General features: G+C 40.4%; 13 protein-coding genes. 12 read left to right on the forward strand and 1 reads right to left on the reverse strand.

The window, feature by feature from the left end; translation table 11 throughout:
- Positions 1-165 precede the first annotated feature (165 nt).
- The 12 genes from N8M20_RS05020 to metK all read left to right on the forward strand — a co-directional run bounded on the left by N8M20_RS05020 (position 166) and on the right by metK (position 13,986).
- The gene (locus N8M20_RS05020) at positions 166-1,035 is read left to right on the forward strand and encodes a branched-chain amino acid ABC transporter permease (protein ID WP_000941421.1); all 870 of its coding nucleotides are present in this window, start codon (positions 166-168) and stop codon (positions 1,033-1,035) included.
- A 3-nt stretch (positions 1,036-1,038) separates the two neighbouring features.
- Complete coding sequence (locus tag N8M20_RS05025) at positions 1,039-1,995, forward strand: branched-chain amino acid ABC transporter permease (RefSeq protein ID WP_261012606.1); 957 nt, start codon at positions 1,039-1,041, stop codon at positions 1,993-1,995.
- Positions 1,995-2,759 carry an ABC transporter ATP-binding protein gene (locus N8M20_RS05030; RefSeq protein ID WP_001185995.1) on the forward strand — a complete coding sequence of 255 codons (765 nt, stop codon included), beginning with the start codon at positions 1,995-1,997 and terminating at the stop codon, positions 2,757-2,759. Before N8M20_RS05025 ends, N8M20_RS05030 begins: the two co-directional genes overlap by 1 nt.
- Complete coding sequence (locus N8M20_RS05035; RefSeq protein WP_000062200.1) at positions 2,759-3,469, forward strand: ABC transporter ATP-binding protein; 711 nt, start codon at positions 2,759-2,761, stop codon at positions 3,467-3,469. Before N8M20_RS05030 ends, N8M20_RS05035 begins: the two co-directional genes overlap by 1 nt.
- A 411-nt stretch (positions 3,470-3,880) precedes the next feature.
- A complete protein-coding gene (locus N8M20_RS05040) occupies positions 3,881-4,537 on the forward strand; it encodes a CBS domain-containing protein (RefSeq protein WP_000268668.1) in 657 nt (218 codons plus the stop codon).
- A gap of 108 nt (positions 4,538-4,645) precedes the next feature.
- A protein-coding gene (gene prfB / locus N8M20_RS05045) for a peptide chain release factor 2 (protein ID WP_138337628.1) occupies positions 4,646-5,741 on the forward strand; the annotation gives its coding sequence in 2 pieces (ribosomal slippage) (positions 4,646-4,717 and positions 4,719-5,741; 1,095 coding nt in all).
- Between the two features lie 17 nt (positions 5,742-5,758).
- Complete coding sequence (gene ftsE, locus N8M20_RS05050; protein WP_000022265.1) at positions 5,759-6,451, forward strand: cell division ATP-binding protein FtsE; 693 nt, start codon at positions 5,759-5,761, stop codon at positions 6,449-6,451.
- Positions 6,444-7,370 (forward strand): permease-like cell division protein FtsX, encoded by a 927-nt coding sequence (gene ftsX / locus N8M20_RS05055; protein ID WP_000625550.1) that lies wholly within the window; start codon positions 6,444-6,446, stop codon positions 7,368-7,370. Before ftsE ends, ftsX begins: the two co-directional genes overlap by 8 nt.
- Before the next feature lie 184 nt (positions 7,371-7,554).
- Positions 7,555-9,735 (forward strand): PTS transporter subunit IIBC, encoded by a 2,181-nt coding sequence (locus tag N8M20_RS05060; protein WP_261079307.1) that lies wholly within the window; start codon positions 7,555-7,557, stop codon positions 9,733-9,735.
- A 52-nt stretch (positions 9,736-9,787) separates the two neighbouring features.
- The gene (locus tag N8M20_RS05065; protein WP_261079308.1) at positions 9,788-10,603 is read left to right on the forward strand and encodes an endonuclease/exonuclease/phosphatase family protein; all 816 of its coding nucleotides are present in this window, start codon (positions 9,788-9,790) and stop codon (positions 10,601-10,603) included.
- 463 nt (positions 10,604-11,066) lie between these two features.
- Positions 11,067-12,410: a DEAD/DEAH box helicase gene (locus N8M20_RS05070; RefSeq protein WP_261079309.1), complete on the forward strand. Its 1,344-nt coding sequence runs from the start codon at positions 11,067-11,069 to the stop codon at positions 12,408-12,410.
- A 385-nt stretch (positions 12,411-12,795) separates the two neighbouring features.
- Positions 12,796-13,986 (forward strand): methionine adenosyltransferase, encoded by a 1,191-nt coding sequence (gene metK / locus N8M20_RS05075; RefSeq protein ID WP_261079310.1) that lies wholly within the window; start codon positions 12,796-12,798, stop codon positions 13,984-13,986.
- 42 nt (positions 13,987-14,028) lie between these two features.
- On the opposite strand, the gene N8M20_RS05080 is transcribed toward metK, so the two are convergent.
- Positions 14,029-14,226, reverse strand: a 198-nt coding sequence (locus N8M20_RS05080) for a transposase (protein ID WP_261079313.1), incomplete at its 5' end; no start/stop codon positions are given.

Consider the following 14,226-nt stretch of genomic DNA (forward strand, 5'->3'; position numbering starts at 1 on the left):
AATACTCTTCAAAAATCAAATTCAAACTGTGTCAACGTCGCCTTGCCGTACTCAAGTACAGCCTGTGGCTAGTTTCCTAGTTTGCTCTTTGATTTTTATTGAGTATAAGAACCTATAAAAAGTGAGGGAAAAACCTCGAAATTATAAATAGAAAGAGTGAATCTTATGCTCCAACAACTAGTAAATGGTTTGATTCTAGGTAGTGTTTATGCGCTGTTAGCCCTAGGATATACCATGGTTTACGGAATTATCAAGCTCATCAACTTCGCCCACGGTGATATTTATATGATGGGAGCCTTTATCGGTTATTTCTTGATTAATTCTTTCCAAATGAATTTCTTTGTAGCTCTTATTGTAGCTATGTTAGCGACAGCCATTCTTGGTGTCGTGATTGAGTTTCTTGCTTACCGACCTTTGCGTCACTCTACTCGTATTGCTGTTTTGATTACGGCTATTGGGGTTTCTTTCCTATTGGAATATGGGATGGTTTATCTGGTTGGTGCCAATACTCGTGCATTCCCTCAAGCGATTCAAACAGTTCGCTATGATTTGGGCCCAATTAGTCTAACAAACGTTCAGTTAATGATTTTGGCCATTTCCTTGATTTTGATGATTTTGTTACAGGTCATTGTCCAAAAGACTAAGATGGGGAAAGCCATGCGTGCTGTATCTGTAGATAGCGATGCGGCGCAATTGATGGGGATAAATGTGAACCGTACTATCAGCTTTACCTTCGCTTTGGGTTCTGCTCTTGCGGGTGCGGCTGGTGTTCTGATTGCCCTCTATTATAACTCTCTAGAGCCTTTGATGGGGGTTACTCCAGGTCTTAAATCCTTCGTAGCCGCAGTACTTGGTGGTATCGGAATCATTCCTGGTGCGGCTCTGGGTGGTTTTGTGATTGGTCTATTGGAAACCTTTGCGACAGCCTTTGGAATGTCAGACTTCCGTGATGCCATTGTTTATGGAATCTTGTTGTTGATCTTGATTGTCCGCCCAGCTGGTATCCTTGGTAAAAATGTGAAAGAGAAGGTGTAAACGATGAAAGAAAATTTAAAAGTTAATATTCTATGGTTACTCCTTTTGTTAGCTGGCTATGGCTTGATTAGTGTACTGGTTTCAGTCGGAGTACTCAATCTATTCTATGTACAGATTTTACAACAAATAGGAATTAATATTATTCTGGCTGTTGGTCTCAACTTAATCGTTGGTTTTTCAGGCCAATTTTCACTTGGTCATGCTGGTTTCATGGCGATTGGTGCCTATGCAGCAGCTATTATTGGTTCTAAATCACCAACCTACGGTGCCTTCTTTGGAGCCATGCTTATAGGTGCTTTGCTTTCAGGAGCCGTTGCCTTGCTTGTCGGAATTCCAACCTTGCGCTTGAAGGGGGACTATCTCGCGGTAGCGACTCTAGGTGTTTCTGAAATTATCCGTATCTTTATCATCAATGGCGGAAGCCTTACAAATGGTGCGGCAGGTATCTTGGGAATTCCTAACTTTACAACTTGGCAAATGGTATACTTCTTTGTCGTGATTACAACCATTGCAACCTTGAACTTCTTGCGTAGTCCAATTGGTCGTTCAACCCTCTCTGTTCGTGAGGATGAAATCGCTGCTGAGTCAGTTGGGGTTAATACGACTAAAATTAAAATCATCGCCTTTGTCTTTGGTGCTATTACTGCAAGTATTGCAGGATCACTTCAGGCAGGATTTATCGGTTCAGTTGTACCCAAAGATTACACTTTCATCAACTCAATCAACGTTTTGATTATTGTTGTCTTTGGTGGACTTGGTTCCATTACAGGTGCCATTGTTTCAGCTGTTGTTCTTGGAATTTTGAATATGCTTCTCCAAGATGTTGCCAGTGTGCGTATGATTATTTACGCTTTGGCCTTGGTATTGGTAATGATTTTCAGACCAGGTGGACTTCTTGGAACATGGGAATTGAGCCTATCACGTTTCTTTAAGAAATCTAAGAAGGAGGAACAAAACTAATGGCATTACTTGAAGTAAAACAGTTAACCAAACATTTTGGCGGTCTAACAGCTGTTGGAGATGTGACTCTTGAATTAAACGAAGGGGAATTGGTTGGACTAATCGGTCCAAACGGAGCTGGGAAAACCACTCTTTTCAACCTTTTGACCGGTGTTTATGAACCAAGTGAGGGAACAGTTACCTTAGATGGTCACCTTTTGAATGGAAAGGCACCTTATAAGATTGCCTCTTTGGGACTTGGACGTACTTTCCAAAATATCCGCCTCTTTAAAGATTTAACAGTTTTGGACAATGTTTTGATTGCTTTTGGCAACCATCACAAACAACATGTTTTTGCTAGTTTCTTACGCTTGCCAGCTTTTTACAAGAGTGAAAAAGAATTAAAGGCTAAAGCTTTGGAATTGCTGAAAATCTTTGATTTAGATGGTGATGCAGAAACTCTGGCTAAAAACCTTGCCTACGGACAACAACGTCGTTTGGAAATTGTTCGTGCCCTCGCTACGGAACCTAAAATTCTCTTTTTAGATGAACCAGCCGCAGGTATGAACCCGCAGGAAACTGCTGAATTGACTGAGTTAATTCGTCGTATCAAAGATGAATTTAAGATTACGATTATGCTGATTGAACACGATATGAATCTGGTAATGGAAGTAACAGAACGTATCTACGTACTTGAATACGGTCGTTTGATTGCTCAGGGAACTCCAGACGAAATTAAGACCAATAAACGTGTTATCGAAGCTTATCTAGGAGGTGAAGCCTAATGTCTATGTTAAAAGTTGATAATCTTTCTGTGCATTACGGCATGATCCAAGCAGTCCGTGATGTAAGCTTTGAAGTTAATGAAGGAGAAGTTGTTTCCCTTATCGGTGCCAATGGTGCTGGTAAAACAACCATTCTCCGTACCTTATCTGGTTTGGTTCGACCAAGTTCAGGAAAAATTGAATTTTTAGGTCAAGAAATCCAAAAAATGCCAGCTCAGAAAATCGTGGCAGGTGGTCTTTCACAAGTACCAGAAGGACGCCACGTCTTCCCTGGATTGACAGTTATGGAAAATCTAGAAATGGGAGCTTTCTTGAAGAAAAATCGTGAAGAAAATCAAGCTAACTTAAAGAAAGTTTTCTCACGTTTCCCACGTCTTGAAGAGCGCAAGAACCAAGATGCAGCCACTCTTTCAGGAGGGGAACAACAAATGCTTGCCATGGGGCGCGCTCTTATGTCAACACCAAAACTTCTACTTTTAGATGAACCATCAATGGGACTTGCCCCAATCTTTATCCAAGAAATTTTTGATATCATTCAAGATATTCAGAAGCAAGGAACAACCGTCCTCTTGATTGAACAAAACGCTAATAAAGCACTCGCAATCTCTGACCGAGGCTATGTACTGGAAACAGGAAAAATTGTCCTATCAGGAACAGGAAAAGAACTCGCCTCATCAGAAGAAGTCAGAAAAGCATATCTAGGTGGCTAAAACAATCCAGTGGATTGTTTTAGTCGGTGGATGAGGATTACGAAGTAATCATCAGAATCCAGTGGATTGTTTTAGTCGGTAGATGAGGATTACGAAGTAATCATCATTATAGTCTGGTGGACCTTTTTAATCGGTGGATGAAGATTGCGAAGCAATCATCCGAATCGAGTGGATTGTTTTAGTCGGCAGATTTAGATTGCAAACAAATCTACATCTACACTGAAAGATGAATTTCTAATAATTGAAAAAATCGAATGAAACGTTTCTTACCTTCATTCACAGAGCTCGATTTTAGAGCTCTTTTTGCTAGCTTATTAATACTTTTCTGAATTTTGAAAAAGAAATGTAAGCGTTTGATAGATTTGCAAAAAGATTGTATAATAGGGATAAGAATAGAAAAGGAGAAGTCTCATGGCAGTTAAAGATTTTATGACCCGCAAGGTAGTTTATATTAGTCCAGATACAACAGTATCTCATGCAGCAGATTTAATGAGAGAGCAAGGATTGCACCGCTTGCCTGTTATCGAAAATGATCAATTGGTTGGTTTGGTGACTGAGGGCACCATTGCCCAAGCTAGTCCATCAAAAGCAACCAGTCTTTCTATCTATGAGATGAATTATCTTCTAAATAAGACAAAAGTAAAAGATGTCATGATTCGCGATGTTGTCACTGTTTCAGGCTATGCGAGTCTAGAGGATGCAACTTATCTGATGTTGAAAAACAAGATTGGTATTCTTCCTGTCGTAGATAATCATCAAGTATACGGAGTTATTACGGACCGTGACGTTTTCCAAGCCTTTCTTGAAATTGCTGGTTATGGAGAAGAAGGAATTCGTGTGCGCTTTGTTACGGAAAACGAAGTTGGTGTCCTCGGAAAGATTGTTTCTTTGATTGCAGAAGAAAATTTGAATATCTCTCATACAGTAAATATTCCACGTAAAGATGGTAAGGTGATTATCGAAGTTCAAATCGATGGTTCAATTGATTTACCAGCCTTGAAAGAAAAATTTGAATCAGAGAATATTCAAGTAGAAGAGATTACTCGTACTTCAGCAAAAGTCTTGTAAGAAGGGAAGCCGAAAGGCTTCTTTTTACGTGTAATAAGGGATTAGAGCAAAAGATGGAAAGAAATGATAAAATATGCTATAATGAAATGATGTAAAAAAGGAGTATTTATGGACATTTCAGTAATTCGTCAGAAAATTGACGCAAATCGTGAAAAATTAGCTTCTTTCAGGGGGTCTCTTTGACCTCGAAGGCTTAGAGGAAGAGATTGCCATCTTGGAAAACAAGATGACTGAACCTGATTTTTGGAACGATAATATCGCGGCCCAAAAAACGTCGCAAGAATTAAATGAATTAAAAAACACTTACAATACCTTCCATAAGATGGAAGAGTTGCAGGATGAAGTTGAAATTTTATTGGACTTTTTAGCAGAAGATGAGTCGGTGCATGAAGAATTGGTAACGCAGTTATCCGAACTTGATAAGATGATGACCAGTTACGAGATGACCTTGCTCTTGTCAGAACCTTATGACCACAACAATGCCATATTGGAAATCCATCCAGGATCTGGTGGTACTGAGGCTCAGGACTGGGGTGATATGTTGCTTCGTATGTACACTCGCTATGGAAATGCTAAAGGCTTTAAAGTAGAAGTATTGGATTACCAAGCAGGAGATGAAGCTGGTATCAAGTCAGTAACCTTATCATTTGAAGGACCTAATGCCTATGGTCTTCTCAAGTCAGAAATGGGTGTGCACCGTTTGGTGCGAATTTCACCATTCGACTCTGCCAAACGTCGCCATACCTCTTTCACATCTGTAGAAGTGATGCCTGAGTTGGACGATACCATTGAAGTGGAAATCCGGGAAGATGACATCAAGATGGATACCTTCCGTTCAGGTGGTGCCGGTGGACAAAACGTCAACAAGGTTTCAACAGGTGTACGTTTAACCCACATTCCAACTGGAATTGTTGTCCAATCAACGGTCGATCGTACCCAGTATGGAAATAGAGATCGAGCTATGAAGATGTTGCAGGCTAAGCTCTATCAAATGGAGCAAGAAAAGAAAGCTGCGGAGGTAGATTCCCTCAAGGGTGAGAAAAAAGAAATCACATGGGGAAGCCAAATCCGTTCTTATGTCTTCACGCCTTATACTATGGTAAAAGATCATCGAACTAGCTTTGAAGTTGCGCAGGTAGATAAGGTTATGGATGGAGACCTAGATGGTTTTATCGATGCCTACCTCAAGTGGCGAATCAGCTAAGAAAGAAAGGAACTCACATGTCAATCATTGAAATGAGAGATGTCGTCAAAAAATACGACAACGGAACGACTGCCCTACGCGGTGTTTCGGTCAGCGTTCAACCGGGAGAATTTGCTTACATTGTAGGACCTTCGGGAGCAGGGAAGTCAACCTTCATACGTTCTCTATATCGTGAAGTAAAAATCGATAAAGGAAGCCTATCAGTTGCTGGCTTTAATCTGGTTAAGATCAAAAAGAAAGACGTCCCGCTTCTACGTCGTAGTGTTGGGGTTGTCTTCCAAGATTATAAACTCTTGCCAAAGAAAACTGTCTATGAAAATATTGCTTACGCTATGGAAGTAATCGGGGAAAATCGCCGTAATATCAAAAAACGTGTGATGGAAGTTTTAGACTTGGTTGGGTTGAAGCACAAGGTTCGTTCTTTCCCAAATGAGCTCTCAGGTGGAGAGCAACAGCGGATTGCGATTGCACGTGCCATTGTAAATAATCCCAAAGTATTGATAGCCGATGAACCAACAGGAAACCTGGACCCGGATAATTCATGGGAAATTATGAATCTCTTGGAACGGATTAACCTACAAGGGACAACTATTTTGATGGCGACTCATAATAGCCAGATTGTAAATACCTTGCGCCACCGTGTCATTGCCATTGAAAATGGGCGTGTCGTTCGTGACGAATCAAAAGGAGAGTATGGATACGATGATTAGTAGATTTTTTCGCCATTTATTTGAATCACTAAAAAGTTTGAAACGAAATGGTTGGATGACAGTGGCTGCTGTCAGCTCAGTCATGATTACTTTGACCTTGGTTGCCATATTTGCTTCTGTTATTTTCAATACAGCGAAACTAGCTACAGATATTGAAAATAATGTTCGAGTAATGGTTTATATTCGCAAGGATGTAGCTGATAATAGCGAGACCATTGAAAAAGAAGGTCAAACTGTTACAAATAATGACTACCACAAGGTATACAATGCTTTGAAGGGGATGTCTACTGTTAAGAGTGTTACTTTTTCAAGTAAAGAAGAACAATATGAAAAATTAACCGAGACAATGGGTGATAACTGGAAAATCTTTGAAGGGGATGCCAATCCTCTCTATGATGCCTATATCGTTGATACAAATACGCCAAGTGATGTAAAAACTGTAGCCGAGGATGCTAAAAAAATTGAAGGTGTATCAGAAGTTCAAGATGGTGGTGCCAATACAGAACGCCTATTCCAACTAGCATCATTTATCCGTGTTTGGGGATTAGTTATTGCAGGACTTTTGATTTTCATTGCAGTTTTCTTGATTTCAAATACCATTCGTATTACCATTATTTCTCGCAGTCGCGAAATTCAAATCATGCGCTTGGTTGGTGCTAAGAACAGTTATATCCGTGGACCTTTCTTACTTGAAGGTGCCTTCATTGGTTTGCTTGGAGCAACTGCGCCATCAGTGTTGGTCTTTATTGTTTATCGAATGGTTTACCAATCTGTCAATAAGTCGTTGGTCGGACAAAATCTGTCTATGATCGCTCCAGAGGTATTTACTCCTCTGATGATTGCCCTATTATTTGTGATTGGAATTTTCATCGGTTCACTGGGATCAGGAATTTCCATGCGCCGATTCTTGAAGATTTAGGTAAACTAGCTACTTTTATGAGGAGATTAAATGATCTCCTTTTTTGCTACAAAAATTTTAGAAAAAAGTGTAATTTTTTTTTGTAAAAGCCTTTACAAAAAAAATTAAAGTGGTATAATTAAATCATAAAAGGTGCAAACGTTTTCGTAAAACGTTTGCCTAAATAAAAATAAAGGAGATTTGAATGATGAAAGATACATTCAAAAATATCTTGTCTTTCGAATTTTGGCAAAAATTCGGTAAGGCTTTGATGGTAGTTATCGCGGTTATGCCGGCTGCCGGTTTGATGATTTCAATCGGTAAGTCTATCGTGATGATTAACCCAACCTTTGCACCACTCGTTATTACTGGTGGTGTACTAGAGCAAATCGGTTGGGGAGTTATCGTTAACCTTCATATCTTGTTCGCCCTCGCTATTGGAGGAAGCTGGGCTAAAGAACGTGCTGGTGGTGCTTTCGCCGCTGGTCTTGCCTTCATCTTGATTAACCGTATCACTGGTACAATCTTTGGTGTATCAGGCGATATGTTGAAAAATCCAGATGCTATGGTAACTACTCTCTTCGGTGGTTCAATCAAAGTTGCTGATTACTTTATCAGTGTTCTTGAAGCTCCAGCACTTAACATGGGTGTATTCGTAGGGATTATTTCTGGTTTTATTGGAGCAACTGCTTACAATAAATACTATAACTTCCGTAAGCTTCCTGATGCACTTTCATTCTTTAACGGAAAACGTTTTGTACCATTTGTAGTTATTCTTCGTTCAGTAATTGCTGCAATTGTACTTGCTGCTTTCTGGCCAGTAGTTCAAACAGGTATCAATAGCTTTGGTATTTGGATTGCCAACTCACAAGAAACTGCTCCAATCCTTGCACCATTCTTGTATGGTACATTGGAACGTTTGCTCTTGCCATTTGGTCTTCACCACATGTTGACTATCCCAATGAACTACACTGCTCTTGGTGGTACTTATGATGTCTTAACTGGTGCAGCTAAAGGTAGTCAAGTATTCGGTCAAGACCCACTATGGCTTGCGTGGGTAACAGACCTTGTAAACCTTAAAGGTACTGATGCTAGTCAATACCAACACTTGTTAGATACAGTACATCCAGCTCGTTTCAAAGTTGGACAAATGATCGGTTCATTCGGTATCTTGATGGGTGTCATCGTTGCTATCTACCGTAATGTTGATGCTGACAAGAAACATAAATACAAAGGTATGATGATTGCAACAGCTCTTGCAACATTCTTGACAGGGGTTACTGAACCAATCGAATACATGTTCATGTTCATCGCAACACCTATGTATCTTGTTTACTCACTTGTTCAAGGTGCTGCCTTCGCTATGGCTGACGTTGTAAACCTACGTATGCACTCATTCGGTTCAATCGAGTTCTTGACTCGTACACCTATTGCAATCAGTGCTGGTATCGGTATGGATATCGTTAACTTCGTTTGGGTAACTGTTCTCTTTGCTGTAATCATGTACTTTATTGCAAACTTCATGATTCAAAAATTCAACTACGCAACTCCAGGGCGTAACGGAAACTACGAAACTGCTGAAGGTTCAGAAGAATCTAGCAGCGAAGTGAAAGTTGCAGCAGGTTCTCAAGCTGTAAACATTATTAACCTTCTTGGTGGACGTGCAAACATCGTTGATGTTGACGCATGTATGACTCGTCTTCGTGTAACTGTTAAAGATGCAGATAAAGTAGGAAATGCAGAGCAATGGAAAGCAGAAGGAGCTATGGGTCTTGTCATGAAAGGACAAGGGGTTCAAGCTATCTACGGACCAAAAGCTGACGTGTTGAAATCTGATATCCAAGATATCCTTGATTCAGGCGAAATCATTCCTGAAACTCTTCCAAGCCAAATGACTGAAGCACAACAAAACACTGTTCACTTCAAAGGTCTTACTGAGGAGGTTTACTCAGTAGCAGACGGTCAAGTTGTTGCTTTGGAACAAGTAAAAGATCCAGTATTTGCTCAAAAAATGATGGGTGATGGATTTGCAGTAGAACCTGCAAATGGAAACATTGTATCTCCAGTTTCAGGTACTGTATCAAGCATCTTCCCAACAAAACATGCTCTTGGTATTGTGACTGAAGCAGGTCTTGAAGTATTGGTTCACATTGGTTTGGACACAGTAAGTCTTGAAGGTAAACCATTTACAGTTCATGTTGCTGAAGGACAAAAAGTTGCAGCAGGTGATCTCCTTGTCACAGCTGACTTGGATGCTATCCGTGCAGCAGGACGTGAAACTTCAACAGTAGTTGTCTTCACAAATGGTGATGCAATTAAATCAGTTAAATTAGAAAAAACAGGTTCTCTTGCAGCTAAAACAGCAGTTGCAAAAGTAGAATTGTGATATACTTGAGGTTGGAAGCTGTATTCCAACCTCTTACTTTTGGGAGAAAAGAATGAAATTTTTAACACTCAATACTCATAGTTGGATGGAAAAAGAAGCTGAGGAAAAATTCCAGATTTTGCTTGAGGATATTCTTGAAAAAGACTATGATTTGATTTGTTTCCAAGAAATCAATCAGGAGCTCACTTCGCCAGTGGTGGAGGTTAATGATCTCTATCAACCTTTGCCAGCAGCTGAGCCTATTCACCAAGATCACTATGTTAGACTCTTGGTTGAAAAGTTGTCTGAGCAAGGGAAAAATTACTACTGGACTTGGGCCTATAACCATATCGGTTATGATCGCTATCACGAAGGTGTGGCTATCTTGTCTAAAACACCTATTGAAGCCAGAGAAATTTTAGTTTCAGATGTGGATGATCCAACAGACTATCATACTCGTCGTGTTGCCTTGGCTGAAACTGTAGTTGATGGTAAGGAACTTGCAGTTGCAAGTGTCCACCTTTCTTGGTGGGATAAAGGTTTCCAAGAAGAATGGGCACGATTTGAGGCTGTCTTGAAAGAATTGAACAAGCCGCTTTTGCTAGCTGGAGATTTCAACAATCCAGCAGGTCAGGAAGGCTACCAAGCTATTTTAGCTAGTCTATTGGGCTTACAAGACGCATTTGAAGTTGCTCAAGAGAAAAGCGGTAGCTATACCGTTCCACCAGAAATTGATGGCTGGAAAGGAAATACTGAACCCCTTCGAATCGATTATGTCTTTACTACCAAAGAGTTAGCGGTGGAAAATTTACATGTCGTATTTGATGGCAACAATAGCCCGCAAGTTAGTGATCACTATGGCTTGAATGCTCTTTTAAACTGGAAATAAAGATTGAAAAGAGGTTGGAATCATGAAGTTCCAGCCTTTTTCTGATTAGAAAAGCTACTGGAAATAGCCTAATACTCTTCGAAAATCAAATTCAAACCGTGTCAGCTTCACCTTGCCGTATAGATGTTACTGACTTCGTCAGTTCTATCTGCAACCTCAAAACAGTGTTTTGAGCAACCTGCGGCTAGCTTTCTAGTTTGCTCTTTAATTTTCATTGAGTATGAAAAGAGGTTGGAACTATAAAATTCCAGCCTTTTTCTTATTAGAGAAGCTACTGGAAATAGCCTAATACTCTTCGAAAATCAAATTCAAACCGTGTCAGCTTCACCTTGCCGTACTCAAGTACAGCCTGCGGTTAGCTTCCTAGTTTGCTCTTTGATTTTCATTGAGTATAAATAAGTGAGGCTACTGAAATGGAATAAAATATGGTATAATTGATAAGATAGATAGAATCGAGGATATTATGTCATTTACGAAATTTCAATTTAAAAACTATATTAGAGAAGCCTTGGAGGAGTTGAAATTTACAACTCCAACAGAGGTACAAGATAAGTTGATTCCCATTGTCTTGGCAGGCCGAGATTTGGTTGGAGAATCAAAAACAGGTTCAGGTAAGACTCACACTTTCTTGTTACCGATTTTCCAGCAATTAGATGAAGCTAGCGATAGTGTACAAGCAGTGATTACTGCACCGAGCCGTGAATTAGCTACTCAAATTTACCAAGCAGCACGTCAGATTGCTACTCACTCAGAAGTAGAAGTTCGTGTGGTTAATTATGTGGGAGGGACAGATAAGGCTCGCCAGATTGAGAAATTGTCAAGCAACCAGCCTCATATTGTTATCGGAACGCCTGGCCGTATTTATGACTTAGTTAAGTCTGGTGACCTAGCTATTCACAAGGCTAAGACCTTTGTGGTCGATGAGGCAGATATGACCTTGGATATGGGATTCTTGGAAACTGTTGATAAGATTGCTGGAAGTCTTCCAAAAGACCTGCAATTCATGGTCTTCTCAGCGACTATTCCACAAAAACTGCAACCATTCTTGAAAAAATACTTATCAAATCCAGTTATGGAGAAAATCAAGACCAAAACGGTCATTTCTGATACCATTGATAATTGGTTGATTTCTACTAAGGGACGTGACAAGAATGCTCAAATTTACCAGTTAACTCAGTTGATGCAACCGTATTTGGCAATGATTTTTGTTAACACCAAAACGCGTGCTGATGAGTTACATGCCTACTTGACTGCTCAAGGCTTGAAGGTGGCAAAAATCCATGGAGATATTGCCCCTCGTGAGCGTAAACGTATCATGAATCAGGTGAAAAATCTGGATTTTGAGTACATTGTCGCAACAGACTTGGCAGCGCGTGGGATTGACATTGAAGGTGTCAGCCATGTCATCAATGATGCCATTCCGCAAGACTTATCCTTCTTCGTGCACCGTGTTGGTCGTACCGGACGCAATGGCCTACCAGGTACAGCTATTACTCTTTATCAGCCAAGCGATGATTCGGATATCCGTGAGTTGGAGAAATTGGGAATCAAGTTTACTCCTAAGATGGTCAAAGACGGGGAATTTCAAGATACCTATGACCGTGATCGTCGTGCAAACCGTGAGAAAAAACAAGATAAGCTCGATATCGAAATGATTGGTTTGGTTAAAAAGAAAAAGAAAAAAGTCAAACCAGGTTATAAGAAGAAAATTCAATGGGCGGTTGATGAAAAGCGCCGCAAAACCAAGCGCGCCGAAAATCGTGCTCGCGGTCGTGCAGAGCGTAAAGCAAAACGCCAAACATTTTAATAGTAATTGTTGGAGTACTGAGCTCCAACTTTTTTTAATTAATTTATAAGAACGAAATATCTACATTGAAACACTACATTATAGACTGCAAATTGTGCCTAAAAATGGTATAATGAAAGAGTTATATAGTCCCGATAAGATGGTAGGTATTTATCACTAAGAGTTTTCCTATCAGTACTTTGTAACTCGCAAAGAATGACGGCTCCAAAGTAGTCGCTCGTCATTCTACGGTTGCCGCTATAACGCGGTCACCCTATGCGCCTTACTAGCTTCAGAAATAAAAAAGTATCGTTTTTATTTCTTTCGCGTCGTAACTCTTAGAAAATGAAAATACCTATCAGTACTTTGTAACTCTATAACACTATTTTTAAGGGGGGACATTTTTATGTCAGAACGTAAATTATTCACGTCTGAATCTGTATCTGAGGGGCATCCAGATAAGATTGCAGACCAAATTTCAGATGCGATTTTGGATGCTATTTTAGCCAAGGATCCAGAGGCGCACGTTGCTGCAGAGACAGCTGTATATACTGGTTCCGTCCACGTTTTTGGTGAAATTTCTACAAATGCCTATGTAGATATTAACCGTGTGGTTCGTGATACCATTGCAGAGATTGGCTATACCAATACCGAGTATGGATTTTCTGCTGAGACGGTGGGAGTCCATCCGTCACTTGTTGAGCAGTCACCGGATATCGCCCAAGGTGTTAATGAAGCCTTGGAGGTCCGTGGAAATGCTGATCAAGACCCACTTGACTTGATTGGTGCTGGTGACCAAGGTCTCATGTTTGGATTTGCAGTGGATGAAACAGAAGAGCTCATGCCATTGCCAATCTCACTCAGTCATAAATTGGTTCGTCGTCTGGCAGAACTTCGTAAGACTGGTGAAATAAGATATCTTCGCCCAGATGCTAAATCACAAGTTACGGTTGAGTACGATGAAAATGACCGTCCAGTACGTGTGGACACAGTTGTTATTTCAACTCAGCACGATCCAGAAGTCAGCAACGAACAAATTCACAATGATGTCATTAACAAGGTTATCAAAGAGGTTATTCCAGCCTCTTACTTGGATGAGCAAACAAAATTCTTCATTAATCCGACTGGTCGCTTTGTAATCGGTGGACCTCAAGGAGACTCAGGTTTGACTGGTCGTAAGATTATCGTAGATACTTATGGTGGCTACTCTCGTCATGGTGGTGGTGCCTTCTCTGGTAAGGATGCGACTAAGGTGGACCGTTCTGCGTCATATGCAGCTCGCTATATTGCCAAAAATATCGTTGCAGCAGGTCTTGCTAAGAAAGCAGAAGTGCAATTGGCTTATGCTATCGGTGTTGCCCAGCCTGTTTCTGTTCGTATCGATACCTTTGGTACAGGAATAGTAGCTGAAAGCAAGCTTGAAAAAGCAGCCCGTCAAATCTTTGACCTTCGCCCTGCAGGAATTATCCAAATGCTGGACCTCAAGCGTCCAATTTACCGTCAAACAGCGGCTTATGGACACATGGGACGTACAGATATTGACCTTCCATGGGAACGTTTGGACAAGGTAGATGCTTTGAAAGAAGCAGTCAAATAAAATCTAAAGGCTCTTTGTCAACTGTAGTGGGTTGATGAAAAGCTAAGCTCGAGAAAGGACAAATTTCGTCCTTTCTTTTCTGATATTGAGGGCGATAAAAATCCGTTTTTTGAAGTTTTCAAAGTTCCGAAATCCAAAGGCATTGCGCTTGATAAGTTTGATAAGATTATTGGTGGCTTCCAGTTTGGCGTTGGAATAGAGTAGTTGAAGGGCGTTGGCAATTTTCTCTTTATCCTTGAG

It is taken from the genome of Streptococcus mitis, from assembly GCF_946190275.1.
Taxonomy (GTDB): Bacteria; Bacillota; Bacilli; order Lactobacillales; family Streptococcaceae; genus Streptococcus; species Streptococcus mitis_DC.